The organism is Paenibacillus sp. p3-SID867 (genome assembly GCF_025142895.1).
Lineage (GTDB): Bacteria > Bacillota > Bacilli > Paenibacillales > Paenibacillaceae > Paenibacillus_AQ.
This window is the reverse complement of the sequence record NZ_JAMBDM010000004.1, coordinates 191418-206466: the sequence shown is the minus strand read 5'-3', so window position 1 is coordinate 206466 and position 15049 is coordinate 191418. Positions and strand designations below refer to the sequence as shown.

The 15049-nt window shown below is 53.9% G+C and carries 9 protein-coding genes; 6 read left to right on the top strand and 3 right to left on the bottom strand.

Annotated features, from left to right (window positions below; all coding sequences use genetic code 11):
- Positions 1-5: 5 nt before the first annotated feature.
- Positions 6-983, bottom strand: coding sequence for an ABC transporter permease (locus tag M4D81_RS09935; RefSeq protein ID WP_260065982.1), 978 nt, complete (start codon positions 981-983; stop codon positions 6-8).
- A 174-nt stretch (positions 984-1157) separates the two neighbouring features.
- Between M4D81_RS09935 and M4D81_RS09930 the strand changes: the two genes are divergently transcribed.
- The 4 genes from M4D81_RS09930 to M4D81_RS09915 all read left to right on the top strand — a co-directional run bounded on the left by M4D81_RS09930 (position 1158) and on the right by M4D81_RS09915 (position 8460).
- Entirely contained in the window at positions 1158-2699 is a 1542-nt protein-coding gene (locus tag M4D81_RS09930; protein ID WP_260065980.1) for a response regulator, read from the top strand.
- Positions 2677-4512, top strand: coding sequence for a cache domain-containing sensor histidine kinase (locus M4D81_RS09925; RefSeq protein ID WP_260065979.1), 1836 nt, complete (start codon positions 2677-2679; stop codon positions 4510-4512). The genes M4D81_RS09930 and M4D81_RS09925 overlap by 23 nt, the downstream gene beginning before the upstream one ends.
- 122 nt (positions 4513-4634) lie before the next feature.
- The gene (locus tag M4D81_RS09920; RefSeq protein ID WP_260065978.1) at positions 4635-6248 is read left to right on the top strand and encodes an ABC transporter substrate-binding protein; all 1614 of its coding nucleotides are present in this window, start codon (positions 4635-4637) and stop codon (positions 6246-6248) included.
- A gap of 100 nt (positions 6249-6348) precedes the next feature.
- Positions 6349-8460, top strand: a complete 2112-nt coding sequence (locus tag M4D81_RS09915) for an alpha-galactosidase (RefSeq protein WP_260065975.1) — start codon at positions 6349-6351, stop codon at positions 8458-8460.
- 303 nt (positions 8461-8763) lie between these two features.
- Here the strand turns inward: M4D81_RS09915 and M4D81_RS09910 are convergent, their stop codons facing one another.
- Entirely contained in the window at positions 8764-9657 is an 894-nt protein-coding gene (locus M4D81_RS09910; protein WP_260065973.1) for an AraC family transcriptional regulator, read from the bottom strand.
- A 167-nt stretch (positions 9658-9824) separates the two neighbouring features.
- Between M4D81_RS09910 and M4D81_RS09905 the strand changes: the two genes are divergently transcribed.
- Positions 9825-13163, top strand: a complete 3339-nt coding sequence (locus tag M4D81_RS09905) for a tetratricopeptide repeat protein (protein ID WP_260065971.1) — start codon at positions 9825-9827, stop codon at positions 13161-13163.
- A gap of 97 nt (positions 13164-13260) precedes the next feature.
- Positions 13261-14226, top strand: a complete 966-nt coding sequence (locus tag M4D81_RS09900; protein WP_260066391.1) for an aldose epimerase family protein — start codon at positions 13261-13263, stop codon at positions 14224-14226.
- Between the two features lie 21 nt (positions 14227-14247).
- Here the strand turns inward: M4D81_RS09900 and M4D81_RS09895 are convergent, their stop codons facing one another.
- On the bottom strand, positions 14248-14997 hold the full coding sequence (locus tag M4D81_RS09895) for an MBL fold metallo-hydrolase (RefSeq protein ID WP_260065970.1): 750 nt from the start codon (positions 14995-14997) through the stop codon (positions 14248-14250).
- Between the last annotated feature and the right edge of the window lie 52 nt (positions 14998-15049).

Here is a 15049-nt window from a genome sequence, read left to right as displayed (position 1 = left end):
ATGGTTTAGAATAGGGACTGCCCGTTCAGCTTCTTCGCCGTATAGTTGACGATGACTACGATGATGAATGCCACCACGGAGCTGAACATGCCGACGGCTGCCGCATAGGAGAACATGCCGTTCTGGATACCATAGCGGAACGAATAGGTGGACAGGACGTCGGAGTAATCCCGCGTCAGGTCATTGCCGAGCAGGAAGTGCTGGTCGAAGCCCGCGTTCAGGATGCCGCCAAGCGCCAGAATCAGCAAAATGACAATGGTTGGCTTCAGGTGGGGCAGGGTGATGTACCGGATCTGCTTAAAACGGTTGGCGCCGTCGACCTTGGCCGCTTCATAGAGCTCCTGGTTGATGGACGAGATGGCCGCCAAATACATGATCGAGCTGTAGCCCATATCCTTCCACGTATTGCCGAGCGCAACGATCCACCAGAAATACTTGCCGTTCTGCAGGAATAAAACGCTTTCATCGGTAATATGGAGGAATTTCAAAATGCCGTTAATCGCGCCGTCCGAGGAGAGCAGGGTCACGATGATATTGGCCGCGATCACCCAGGATATGAAATAGGGAAGATAGGAGGCGGTTTGCACCGTCTTTTTGAACTTTACGCTCTTGATCTCATTAATCGCGATGGCGATCAGGATCGGCATCGGGAAGGAGAAGAGCAGCGTGATCAGCGTGGAAGCCAGCGTATTTCGCATGACGATCCAGAAATCGCCGTTGTTGAAGAAGTAACGGAACCATTCCAGGCCGACAAACTCACTCGTGAACAGGGTCGACCAGAAGCCACCGAGCGTCGGCTGGTAATTGACGAAGGACATGTATAGGCCAACCATGGGCGTATACGCAAACACAATGGCCCAGATCAGTCCGGGCAGCATCATCAGGAATAGATACTTCTGCTGCTTCAGCATGGCCCAGCGGCTTTTTCGATGAGGACTCAAGCTCAAGTCACTCCGCGTCTGTAAGGTTGTAGCAGGTTTCATAGGGGGCACCTCGCATCTCAAGTTAACTCAAATTATAAGACTCGGAAAAAATGAGTGTCGATATGACAATGTAACGAAAGATGCTTGAAAATAACTTACATCGCGAATTCCCATAGTTAAAAAAACGAAATCGCTATAATATTAAGGGATAAAGCCGGCACAGGGGGTATGAGCATGTATAGCATTTTTCTCGTAGATGACGAAGAGCTGGAGCTTGAGATGATCCGAGATTATATTCGTTGGGAAGAGATGGGGATATATGTAGCCGGAACAGCCCTGAACGGCAGGGATGCCCTGGAGAAGATCGAGGTGATTCAGCCCGATATCGTACTGACGGACGTCCAGATGCCTGTCATGAACGGGCTTGATATGGCAAAACGGGTGAGTGAGTTATTCGACTGGATTCAGTTCGTCTTCCTGACAGGACACGATGAATTCAATTATGTGAAGTCGGCCTTAAACGTGGGAGCCGTCGGCTATTTATTGAAGCCGCTGGATCTGAGCGAAATTGTAAGCGTTATCGATAAAGTCAAGCGGCGCTGCGAGGAAGTGCGGATGAAGAACCGCTCCATTCGCGTGACCAAATCCAATATTGTACGAGAGATGATATTCGAGCAGAACGAGGAGCGATTCCGAAACCTCGCTGCCAGTTACCATAAGCTGTCCCGCCATACGGAGCCGAGAACGTATACGCTTACGCTGCTCGGCATCGATGCTCCGCACGCTGCACAGCCGGGGCTGTCCCTCGAGGATGGCATGGCGCGCCTGCAGACGTTTATGGAGGAGTGGCTTGCGGACAAGAAACTCGAGGCGGATCTGGTCATCTGCCGGGAAGGCGAGCTGGGCATCTTCATGGATGCCGCCAGCCATCTGAGCCGCTTTACGTGGGAGGATCTGCTGAAGCAGATGCAGCATACGCTGGGCTTTACGATGACTGCGGCCGTGAACGAGGAGCAGGAAGAGCTGTCCCGCATCCAGGATGTATACCGGGAGACGCGGCAGATGCTGGAGGAGATGTTTTACGTCGGGAACGGGAGAGTCATCTATGCCAAGGACGTGCTGCGGCAGCTGGAGAGCCGGCAAATTCCCCCTTTCCAAGAAACGGCCTATTTCGAGGATATTCATCAGCTGGCGTCCGAGCAGGCCGCGCAGAAGCTGCGGGATTACTTCAACCGGCTGGTCATGCTGCGAATCCGAAAAACCGAAGTGTGCGACTTTGCCATCGGACTGGTGGAGCGTCTGCTGGAGGGGATTCACGAGCCGATCACGGAGAGCCACAAGCGGGCGGAGCTTTACCATGCCATCTATCAGTGCCGAACCATTATTGAAATCGAAGCGATCATCATGGATTTTGCCGGGCATGCGATTCGGACGCTGGAACACCGGTTCATGGACAAAAATGCAAGGCTGGTGCACCAGGTGCGCACGACGATCGACCAGACCTATCACCAGGCCATTACGATCAACAGCTTGTCCGATCAGGTATATCTGTCTCCTAACTACCTGCGTTCCATCTTTAAGGAGAAAACCGGCATGACGATCCATGATTACCTAACGAGAATCCGGCTGAACAAAGCCAAGGAGCTGCTGGCCGACGATTCGCTCAAGGTGCAGGACATCGCCCAAAGGGTCGGTTATGAGAGCACATCCTACTTCATTTCCTTATTCTTAAAAAGCCAAGGAGTTACGCCGAATGAATACCGCAAAAACATCTAGCCCGTCCGGCCCGTGGAGCCGGCTGGCAGGGGCTTTCCCGTTCGCGCACTTACGCGCATACACGAATTGGCGGCTCCGGCACAAGTTCTTTTTCATCTTTCTGACCGTGATCATCCTTCCGTTCTCGCTGCTGATCTATTATTCGTATTCTTCTACACGCAGCACGATTACGGAGCATACCTATACGGCCTTGGGCGGATCGCTGGCACAGATTAACACCAACGTGGAGAAGCGGCTGGAGTATTACAATCAGCTGTCGAACATCCTCTACATGGATGCGCAGCTCCGCAATTATCTGTCTACCGATTATGAGCAGGCGTACTATTATCTGGATGCCTTCCAATATATCAACCGGACGCTGCCGTCCCTGATGACCCTGAATGCCAACATTCTGGGCATCACGATTTATACGGGGAACCATACCCTCTATTCCGACGGCCAATACGTCAAATATACGGAAGAGCTGCCCCGGGCGATGGAGGAGCAGGTGCTGGATGCCGCCGGCAATACGGTGTACTTCCATACCGGGAATTTCAAGGCCGATGATGCACATATCACCCTTGCCCGTTCGTTAAGTTATTTCAGCCTGCAGCATCCGTACGGGATATTGACCATGGATATTAACGCGAACGAATTCTACTCCCTGATCAAAATGGAGAACGACAACAAAAGCGTCTATATTATCGACGAGTTTGGCGGCGTGATCAGCACGGGGGATCAGAGCCTCCAATCGAACCAGCTGTTCGACGTGTTTCCGATTCAGGAGCGGATGACCCGGGATGCGGGCTCATTCGATATGAAGATTAACGGCCAGGAGCGCTTTTTCACGTATAAAAAGCTCAGCAACGGCTGGTCCACGGTCATCACCGTGCCCTACAACGAGCTGCTGGCCAATGCGAATCAGGCGACCAAGAACGTCATCTGGTTCTCCGTGCTGGCGATTGGCATTGCCATCCTGCTGCTCTATTTTACGACGAAGGTCATGACCAAGCGCATCGAGGTGCTGCTGCAGCAGATCCGGAAGGTGGAGCGCGGGGATTTCCGGCTGTCGATTAAGCCGATGGGGCATGACGAGATCGGCCAGGTGTCCTTTGCGTTCAATAAGATGGCCGCGACCATACAATCCCTGATTCATGACGTGTACGTGAAGGAGATCGCAAGGAAGGAGTCGGAGCTGAATACGCTCCAGGCCCAGATCAACCCCCATTTTCTGTACAACACCTTGTCCTCGATCTCTTCCCTGGCGATCAAAGAAGGGGCTATGCAGGTGTACCAGATGGTCAATTATTTGGCCAAGTATTACCGAGTTTCGCTGAATAAAGGAAAGCGCATCATTCTGCTGGAGCAGGAAATCAATCTGGTGAAGAATTATGTCGCGATCCAGAAGATCCGGTTCCGGGACAAGCTTCATATGCATTACGACCTGGATGAGCAGCTGTTCGGGAACACAACGATCAAGCTGATTCTGCAGCCGTTCATCGAGAACTGCATCAATCATGCCATTGGGGACGAATCGGGAATCAACATTAACGTGAAGCTGCGGCAGGAGGGGGACGACATCTTGCTCCAGGTCATCGACGACGGCATCGGGATGAAGCCCGAACAACTCGATCACGCGCTGAACAAATCGGATAATCTGTCGGGATACGGCGTGAAAAACGTGGATGACCGGATCAAACTGACCTACGGGGAGGAATATGGCGTCAGCATCTTCAGCCGGCTCGGCACCGGAACCGCGGTGACCATTCGGATACCTGTAATCTCCGATAGGCATCCTGCAAACGAACGGGACCCGCAGCAGGCGTTACCGTGAATGAAAGACATTTTGCATCATGGATTGTAAGATTGCGTTATAGATCAATGAACTCCCGATTTTTACAATGATAGATATATTCGAGCTTTTGGATATGACGACCTTAGAAAGGGGTTCAGGGAATGAAGAAACTAAAATTGATGCTGGCAGCAGCGCTCGTTATGACAACGCTTTCGGCTTGCGGCGGCAACCAGAAGGCGGCATCGGGCGGAGACAGCGGTACGGAGACGGACAGCAATGCACCGATCACGTTAACCTGGTTTGACCAAAACACGGGGGATGCCTTTACCAATCCGGTGGCTCAAGTGATTACGGAAAAAACAGGCGTGACCGTCGAGATCCAGCAGCCTACGGGCAATCCGGTCGAGAAGCTGAATCTGATGCTGGCCAGCGGCGATCTTCCGGACGTTATTTTGATGAGTCGTGGAAGCGATATCATGAACAAGTATATTACCTCGGGCGCGGTGATCCCGCTGAATGATCTCATTGAAGAGCACGGACCGAATATCCAAAAAATGTACGGCGACACGCTCGCCAAAACGCGAAGTGAGGACGGCAACAATTATTATTTCTCCAACTGGTACGGCTTGGAGCAGTACCCGGTATTCGGATTTATGATGCGCATGGACATCATGAAGGAGCTGGGCGTCGGCGATAAGGTGAACAACGGCGAACCGTTTACCGCGGAGGAATTCGAGGCGCTGCTCGTTAAGTTTAAGGAGAAATATCCAACGATCGACGGAAAAGAGAGCATTCCGATGACGCTTAACGGCGAAAATGTCGGAGCGGTGACCGGCAGCTTCAAGGGCATGTACGGCATGATGCCGTATTACGAAACGAACGGGGAGCTGAAGAAGGACGTCCGCGATCCGCGTTATCTCGAAATGGTCAAATATCTGAATTCCCTTTACCGCAAAGGCCTGCTCGATAAAGAATGGGCAACGATGAAGACCAAGCAGTTCGAGCAGAAGCTCGGCAACGGCAACGTATTTGCGACGGCGGAAGCACTCTGGAATGTAGGAAATGCGAATGCGCTGCTCAAAACCGAAGCAGCCGATAAGGCCACCGAGGAAGAGCGTCAGTTCTACCAATATAAAGTGCTGGCCCCGGGCGTGAAGCCGGAAGAGGCCACTTACGGACCGAAGAGCTCCCTGGGCTGGGACGGCGTTGCCATCAGCCGCTCCAACAAGGATCCGGTCCGGACGATGAAGCTGCTGGATTTCCTGGCCAGCGAGGAAGGCCAGTATCTGCTGATGTGGGGAGTAGAGGGCGAGCATTGGGACATGAAGGACGGCAAGCATGTGCCAAGACAAGAAGTGCTGGACGCCTTCAAGAAGAATTGGGACGAAGCTTCCCGTACGACGGGCATTCGCAAGTGGACCTGGATGATCAAGAACGGTCCCGGCGAGGATGGAACCCCGTATGACCTGATGGGCCGTTACCAGACCGATCCGGTCACGGATCTGGCGATCAAGAACCTGGCCGATACGTCGTTTGATACGGCACCGTACGACAATCTGGGTCCGGCTGGCGGAACGCCGGAAGCCATTATGGAAACGAAGGTGAACGACACCATCAATAAATATTTCCTGAAGATGGCCCTGTCGCCGTCCGAGGACCAAGTGGTTGAATCCTATAACCAGATGATGGCCGAGATCGAGGCGGCTGGCCTGGCCAAGCTGGAAAAGATTTATACGGACAACTTCAACAAACGTCAAGAGCTGTGGGGCAAATAATCTGGCTAAAGGGAGTCAAAAGATGCTTCGTCTTTTGGCTCTCCTTTTTTTCTTGAACAGGCAAAAACCATATCAACACGAATCGGAAGGATGATATTCTGTGACCATTCAATACCAAGAACAGTTTCGCGTGTTTGCGATACAAACCGATAACAGCTCCTATCTGTTCGGCATCAACGACAGCGGCAACCTGCAGCATCTATACTGGGGAGAGTCCATCGCGATCGAAGATGCGGCGCCGCTGCTGCGGCCCAGATCGCACAGCTCGTTTGACGCGGAAGTCCATTCGGAGGTGGAGGAATACAGCTTCTGGGGCGGAGTCAAATACAGCGAGCCCAGCCTGAAGGTCCGCATGCCGGATGGCGTGCGCGACTTGGCGGTTCGTTATGCAGGGCACCGCACGCTGCAGACGGAAGGCAGGAAGACGCTGATCATCGTTATGAAGGACGAAGCGTACCCGCTTGAAGTGGAGCTGTCCTACCGGGCGATTCCCGAGTGCGACCTGATCGAACGTTCGGCCCGGATCGTCAACCGCGGCGAGGCGGACATCGTGCTGGAGAACGCGCAATCCGCGGCATGGGTCATCCCCTATCTGGCGGATTACCTCCTCACGCACGTGACGGGAAAATGGTCCGGCGAATTTCAGCTGCGCAGCACCTTCCTCACCGAAGGAAAGAAGGTGCTGGAATCCCGCAGGGGCTTTACGGACAGCCATGCCAACCCGTGGTTTGCAATGGATGACGGACATGCCACGGAGTCGGCGGGTCAGGTCTGGTTCGGGGCGCTGGCTTGGAGCGGGAACTGGAGTATTACGGCCGAGCGGACGGTGTTCGATCATGTTCGGGTGACCGGAGGCATCAATGATTTCGACAGCGAGTGGGTGCTGGGAGCGGGAGAAGCCTTCGATGCGCCCTGCTTTGTCGGGGGATACAGCAGCGGGGGCTTTGGCGGGATGAGCCGGCGGCTGCACCGCTATCAGTATTCGGATGTCCTGCCGGGCCGTGAAACGAGACCAGTCTTGTATAACTCCTGGGAAGCAACGTACTTCGATGTCAATGCCAAGGATCAAATGGCTTTGGCCGAAAGAGCCTCGCGTTTGGGCGTGGAATTGTTCGTCGTGGACGACGGGTGGTTCGGCCGGCGCAACCATGATCGCGCCGGGCTTGGCGATTGGTTTGTGAACCGGAAGAAGTTCCCGAACGGTCTCGGCGAGCTGATTGACAAGGTGCATGAGCTCGGCATGGATTTCGGCATCTGGGTGGAGCCGGAGGCCGTCAATCCGGACAGCGACCTGTACCGGGAGCACCCGGATTGGGTGTACCATTTCGAGACGCGGGAGCGCTCGGAGCTTCGCAATCAGCTGCTGCTGAACATTTCGAAGCCGGAGGTTCAGGCTTACATTTTGCGGTTTATGACGGACCTGCTGGAGAAGCATGACATCAAGTTCATTAAATGGGACATGAACCGGACCGTAACCGAACCCGGCATGAAGGACCATCCGCTTCACCGCCAGAAAGAGATCTGGATTCGCCATGTTCAGAGCCTGTACGAGATTTGGGCGGAGCTGCGGCGCAAATTCCCGCATGTGGCGTTTGAAACCTGCGCCGGCGGCGGAGCGCGCATCGATCTTGGCATCTTCCGATATGCCGACCAATCCTGGCCGAGCGATAACACCGATGCCTTTGACCGCCTCAGCATTCAGGAGGGCTTCTCGTACACGTATGCTCCGCGGATGATGACCTGCTGGGTGACGGAGTCGCCGACAGGGATGAATCGCAGACAGGTGTCCCTGAAATACCGCTTCCACAGCGCTATGATGGGAACGCTCGGCATCGGCTCCAACCTGAATGAGTGGAGCGATGAGCTGATAGCGGAATCGGCCGAATATGTGGCGCAGTATAAATCCATTCGCCATCTGGTTCAGTTCGGCAGTCAGTATCGCCTAGACTCGCTTCGGCATAAAGGCGTAACGGCCGTGCAGTACGGCAGCGAAGACGGCAGCGACTACGTGCTGTTTGCGTTCCTGCACAGCCAGAAGCTGGGCGAGCCGCTGCCGAGACTGCGGCTGACCGGGCTGCAAGCCGATCGGTCGTATGCCATTGAGGGGGTGGCCGGTACATGGAGCGGCAGGGCACTCATGAACATCGGGATCGAGCTGCCGCTGCGCGGGGATTTTGACAGCTTGGTGTATCGGATTCAGATCCAAAAATAAATCATCTATGTAACCCGGAGCGAAGCACGCCGTGTTGTCTGATAGACAATGCGGCGTTTTTTGCCGTTGACTTCCACGTTTACGTCAATGTTATGAATGATACTAGATTACATCATAGACATAAAGGAAGGGCGAAATGTGGATTACCGTCGGGGATATTCGTCACGATGATCTGGTTGATTTTATCGTCGTTCAGGGCGTGTACGTATTCTTCCGATGAAATGACACCAACAAAGAATAGGGCAGCGACGTTGCTGAAGCGCGGCTGCCGTAAAGGACCATCATGATATAGGAATAGGGGATCTACCCCTTCCGGGTATCTCGGTATTCGGAAGGGGATTTTCCCATGATTTTTTTGAACAGCCGCGAGAAATAGTAGGGATCCTGGAAGCCGAGACGGTGGCTGATCTCCTTGACGCTCTGGCCGGTCAGGTCCAGATGCTGGCAGGCCCGCTGGATTTTGAGCCGCAGATAGTAATCGATGGGGGAGTAGCCCGTCGCTTCCTTGAACCGGAAGGTGAAGTGCGGTATGGACAGGTTGGCGTAGGCCGCCAGCTCCTTCAGGCTCACATGCCCCTCCAGATGCTCGGTCATGAACCGAAGCGTCTGCTCCATGTCATATTTGTTGTGCTGGTGTTGCCCCCGCTGCGGTTGGAGCCGGGCGAGACGGATGATGGCCGCCAAGTGGCCGGCGAGCTGCGAGACATGGGTGATATGGTTCAGCGTATACCCTTTTTGCAGCAACTCGTAACTTTCCTGAAATAACTCAACGATACTCCTTGACTGTTCGATCGGAACGATGGCGGGTTCGGCTGCGTCGGTAAAACCCTCGAACAATAAATCTGCATGCGTCCCCTTCATATGCCACCAGTAAATGCTCCAGGGATGAAACTCCGATGATGCATATTCATGCGGCGTATTCGCCGGGATGACAACCGCCTGCCCCTTGAGCAGAGAATAGGTTTTGCCGCCGTTCAACCGGTACCAGCCCTCCCCCTCCACGCAGTAGATCAAGATGTACGCGCCGCTGCCCTCCGGGCGTTCCCGGTAGTGATGAAGCGCACGAGGAAAGTACCCGATGTCGGTCACGTACAGCGGCTCCACAAGCGGATGGCGGGCAGCCTCTTTCATAATATGATCCGGGAGAACAATGATTTTCTGGGACTCAAATCCGTCTGGTTTTCGTATGGTATCCATAGCTTTACTATGAATCGGAACAGAATTGTTGTCAACCGGATGTGCGCTCGATAATCAGAATATAATCCATCATCAACATGATATCGTCAATGGCTCTTCGGCAGGCCGGCTTATAAGATAGAGTCATAACGCAGCCAACGCGGATGCTAATGGAGGGATGACGACTCATGACAAAACAACGGCAAGTGAGCGTACGGGAAGAGACCGTGGAGATTCCTACGTATGAAGTGGGGAAGCCGGACCTGAACCCGATGTTTTTGGAGAAACGGGTGTATCAGGGGAGCTCGGGGCGTGTCTATCCGCTGCCGGTCATCGATAAAATTTACGATGAGAAAGTATTAAAGCCCTACCGGATCATTTTCCTTGAAAATGAGTACGTGCAGATTCAGATCATGCCGCAGATTGGCGGCCGCATCTACCGGGCCATCGATAAAACCAATAACTATGATTTTGTATACCACAATCAAGTGATCAAGCCGGCTTTGGTTGGCCTTGCGGGTCCATGGATATCCGGGGGAATCGAGTTCAACTGGCCGCAGCATCACCGTCCGAACACCTATGGCGAGGTGGAGTGGAGCTTAACGGATCAGCCGGATGGCAGCAAGACGGTATGGGTCGGCGAGATCGACCGGATGTACGGCACGAAAGTGTCTACCGGCTTCACGCTGTATCCGGGCAAGGCGTATCTTGAAATTCACGCGCAAATGTACAATCGGACCTCGGAGCCGCAGACCTTTCTGTGGTGGGCGAATCCGGCCGTAGCGGTCAACGATCATACCCAGTCCGTATTTCCGCCGGACGTTCATGCGGTGTTCGACCATGGGAAGCGGGACGTGTCCAAATTCCCGATCGCAACCGGCACGTATTATAAGCAGGACTATTCGGCGGGCGTCGATATTTCCATGTATCGCAACATTCCCGTTCCGACCTCCTATATGGCCTATCATTCGGACTACGATTTCGTCGGCGGATATGACCATGGCTTGAAAGCGGGGATTCTGCATGTCGCCAATAAACATATATCTCCCGGCAAAAAACAGTGGACGTGGGGGCACGGCGAATTCGGCCAGGCCTGGGATCGCAACCTGACCGACGAAGACGGCCCGTACATCGAGCTCATGACCGGCGTGTATACCGATAACCAGCCCGATTTCACCTGGCTGGCGCCGTATGAGGAGAAAAGCTTCAAGCAGTACTTCATGCCCTATAAAGACATTGGGCTCGTGAAGAATGCGTCCATTGACGCCGCTGTGAATCTCGAAGTCCACGGTCGCAAGGCCGTTGTACATGCTTATGCAACCTCGGTTATCGAAGAGGCTCGCATCCTGTTGACCGGAGCGGGACGCACCTATTTGGATCGAAAGATTAAGCTGTCGCCGGCCGATACCTTCCAGGCCGAAATCGAACTCTCCCCAGGTATGAGGGAGGAGGATGTGCGGGTCGCGGTATTCGCTGCGAACGGCAAAGAGCTGGTCGCTTACCAGCCCAAGCCGCGTACCTTGGAGCGAACGCCGGACCCGGCCACGGCGATTGGCAAGCCGGAGGACCTGAAGAATACCGAAGCGCTGTTCTTGGCAGGGCAGCATCTGGAGCAGTACCGTCACGCAACCTATGAACCGGAAGCCTATTATGTGGAAGGTCTTCGGCGTGATGAGGGAGACGCAAGGCTGAACAATGCCTATGGTTTGCTCCTGCTGCGCAGAGGGTGCTTTACGCAGAGTGAGGTATATTTAAAAAAAGCCATCGGAACCCTGACCCGCCACAACGCCCGGCCCTATGACAGCGAACCGTTCTATCATTTGGGCAAAGCCTTGAAGTGGCAGGGCCGTTTGGATGAAGCGTACGCTTATCTGTACAAATCGGTCTGGTCGGGGGCTTGGCAAGGGGCGGGATATCTGGCTTTGGCCCAGATTGCCTGCGAGAAGCAGGAATATGAGGAAGCGTTCGAGCTGATCGAACGATCCCTGGCTGCCCAGTACCGTAATTATAAAGCGCGGCATCTCAAGAGCATCATATTAAGAAGGCAGGGGCGCTTGGCAGATGCGGCATCATGGCTTGAGGAAACGCTTAAGCTGGATCCCATGGATGTGGGCGCGATGAACGAGCTGGCAGCCGTATATCAAGAACTGAAGCAAGAGGACAAGAGTCGGCATGCTTACGAATCGCTTGTCCAGCTCCTGCACGATAATCCGCATAATTATATCGCCGTAGCTCAGGACTATGCGGATGCAGGCCAATATGGTGACGCTTTGGATGTGCTGCAGCGTATCGAACGCCTTACGACATCTGCCGTCTATCCGATGGTTTATTACTACCAGGGCAGTGCTCTAATGAAGATGAACCGGGCGGAAGAGGCATACGCTTGCTACCGATTGGCCTCGGAGGCCGATCCGTCGTACTGTTTCCCGAATTCCCTGCATGACTACGTGACGCTAAAGCAGGCGCTCGGCGTACAGCCGCAGGATGCAAAGGCGTTGTACTACTTAGGGAATTTGCTGTATGACAAGAAGCGCTACGAGGAAGCCATAAGCAGCTGGGAGGCTTCGGTCGCTTTGGATGACAGCTTCGCTACGCCGCATCGGAATTTGGCCCTCGCTTACTATAACAAGAGACAGGACCACGACAAAGCAGTGGCATCCCTGCAAACCGCCTTCTCGCTGAATCCGGCGGACGCCAGGGTCTTCTACGAGCTGGACCAATTGTATAAAAAGCTCGGTCATGCTCCGGCCGATCGCTTGAAAGCGATGGAAGAGCGCATGGAGCTGGTTGAGCAGCGGGACGATTTATTTCTGGAATATTTGACCCTGCACAATACGTTGAATCGGTATGAGGAGGCGCTGGCATTGATTCTGAAACGCAACTTTCACCCTTGGGAAGGCGGAGAGGGAAAGGTGCCGGCCCAGTATGTATTGGCCCGTGTGGAGCTAGCGAAGCAGCTGCTTCAGGATCGTCGCTACGAGGAAGCCGTAGAGCAGCTCCTTGCCGCCAAGCAATATCCGCTCAACATCAATGAAGGGAAGCTCACGGGAACGCAGGAGAATAACATCGATTATTACCTGGGCTGCGCATACGAGGGACTGAGCTTGTCCGAAGAGGCGGAGGCGTACTTCCTGAAAGCTTCGGAGGGGCTGGATGAGCCGACCAGTGCGATGTATTACAACGATCAGCCGCCGCACATGATTTTTTATCAAGGGGCCGCGCTGCGGAGGCTGGGCCGGGAGAATGAAGCCCGCAGCCGGTTTAACAAGCTGATCGATTACGGGGAGAAGCATATATTCGAGACTCAGAGCATTGATTATTTTGCCGTATCGCTGCCGGACTTCCTGGTGTTTGATGAAGATCTGAACCGAAGAAACGAAATTCATTGCCGCTACATGATGGGGCTTGGGCATCTAGGACTTGGTGACCGGCAGTCCGCGGAAACCCTGTTCCGCGAGGTGCTGCAGCTGGAGTCTCACCATCAAGGAGCTGCGCTGCATTTGGAGCTTTGCAAGACGTTGATGTAAGAGATTTACACTTCATGCTCAAGGGTCGTTATGAACGGTCCTTGAGCATTTGTGCATTCCGGGTGATGCGTTGATATGACGGAGGAGGATGACGATGATGATCTGGAGCAAAGGAATGCTGGATGGATATGAGGTTTGGACAGGGCGCACGGAGGTGATGGAGATGGCCGTGGTGCCTAAACTCGGAAGCAGGGTCATCTCACTTCGCAATCGCAGAACAGGCCGGGAGTGGCTGGTGCAGCCTGTTGGAGGTCTGGAAACGAACGAGTATGCAAGCTCCTTCGGAAAGCGGGACGGCAGCGGCTGGGACGAAATGTTTCCTACAATCAATGTCTGCCGGTATCCCGCGTATCCATGGGAAGGAACGGAGCTTCCGGATCATGGCGAGGTCTGGTCCATTCCATGGAAGGCGCACAGCGAGGAAGAACAGCTTCACTGCAGCGTGCAGGGAATCCGAATTCCTTATCAGCTGCGCAAAACCTACTCCTTCCCCCGTGAAGATACCCTGCGGATCGATTATGCCGTTCATAATCCGAGTCCGTTCCCGTTCTCATTCCTGTGGGCCGCGCATCCGTTATTTCAAATTGATGAAGGCGCAGAGATTATCGTTCCCAACGAGCTGAAGGAGATCATCATATCGTACTCGGCGAACGGCCGATTGGGAGAACTCGGCGATATTCGGACATGGCCGCAGCCATGGGAGGAAAACCCCCATATTCGCTTGAATCGAACGGCCAGCAGGCATGAAGCATCGGCGGAGAAGTTTTATTTTGCTGGCGAGCTGCCGGAGGGGACGGCCTCCATTTACGATCCGGTTGCGGGAGAAGGACTCCGCATGATGTTTCCTAAAGAGCAGGTGCCTTATCTAGCGATATGGGCGAACTACGGCGGTTATCAGGGACAGTATCATCTTGCGCTGGAACCCGCGACGGGACTGCTCGATGATCTCTCGTATGCTATGCATCGTCAGGCAGCGACCGAAGTGCCGGCCGACGGTACGTATACGTGGTACCTTGAGATTAGCTGGACTGACGAACAGATGAAAGAAGTGATGTCTTCTTGATCGAAACGAGACCGACAACGCTTAAGCATAAGCCAATTCATGAATGCGCTGATTGGGATTGTCCGTAAATAATCCGCCGTGGTAACAGATCACGTTACGGATGTCATAGTGAGTGAGCTTCTGCAAGGAGACCCGGGCTAACGCCAAGTCATAAGTGGTTGCCGGATCCGGCCCGATCAGTTGTCCCTCTCTGACGTTCAGCGCATCCGCTGCAATCAGGGTTTTGCTCGGTATATGATATAAGCTGGTATGGCCGGGGGTGTGGCCAGGCGTATGGATCACGATGATACCGCCGCCAAACGGCAGCTCCTCGCCGTCGCGCAACATGCGGTTCACTGGTGCTGTTGGAGGGTTCTCCAGCGTGTGTTTAAACGCGTTCCTCCACTCCGGCGGCACGTTATCCGGCATCGAAGCCAGCGCTTGTGTGATGGCCTCGGGCGATAGTTTGGCAAGCCTTGTATCGCCTTCGATATAAGGCTTTTCTATTTCGCTGGCGAATACTTCAGGGGCGTGGTTGCTGTGCTGGATCATGGCCGGCAAACTGCCGATATGATCCAAATCCTGGTGTGTTATAATAATTTTGCTTACATCCTGAACGGAAATCCCGATGTGCGATAACTGCTCCTGAATGAGCGGGAACTGGCCGGGATAGCCGGTATCGATAAGCACCTGATTCTGATGATCCCATAGGAATGTCGGATGGATCGTTTCGATTCGTCCCATCATGGCCGCTGATATGTTCAGCATATGAATGCCTTGATCGATTAACATGGTTACATACCTCCACTATATGGGGATTTATTCTCCCGATTTCAACTTCCAG

Excerpts from the sequence above, each read along its gene's own strand:
- M4D81_RS09910 (WP_260065973.1), bottom strand. The coding sequence starts at position 9,657 with ATGGATACCATACGAAAACCAGACGGATTTGAGTCCCAGAAAATCATT.
- M4D81_RS09925 (WP_260065979.1), top strand. The coding sequence starts at position 2,677 with ATGAATACCGCAAAAACATCTAGCCCGTCCGGCCCGTGGAGCCGGCTG.
- M4D81_RS09895 (WP_260065970.1), bottom strand. The coding sequence starts at position 14,997 with ATGTTAATCGATCAAGGCATTCATATGCTGAACATATCAGCGGCCATG.
- M4D81_RS09900 (WP_260066391.1), top strand. The coding sequence starts at position 13,261 with ATGATCTGGAGCAAAGGAATGCTGGATGGATATGAGGTTTGGACAGGG.
- M4D81_RS09920 (WP_260065978.1), top strand. The coding sequence starts at position 4,635 with ATGAAGAAACTAAAATTGATGCTGGCAGCAGCGCTCGTTATGACAACG.
- M4D81_RS09930 (WP_260065980.1), top strand. The coding sequence starts at position 1,158 with ATGTATAGCATTTTTCTCGTAGATGACGAAGAGCTGGAGCTTGAGATG.
- M4D81_RS09905 (WP_260065971.1), top strand. The coding sequence starts at position 9,825 with ATGACAAAACAACGGCAAGTGAGCGTACGGGAAGAGACCGTGGAGATT.
- M4D81_RS09935 (WP_260065982.1), bottom strand. The coding sequence starts at position 983 with ATGAAACCTGCTACAACCTTACAGACGCGGAGTGACTTGAGCTTGAGT.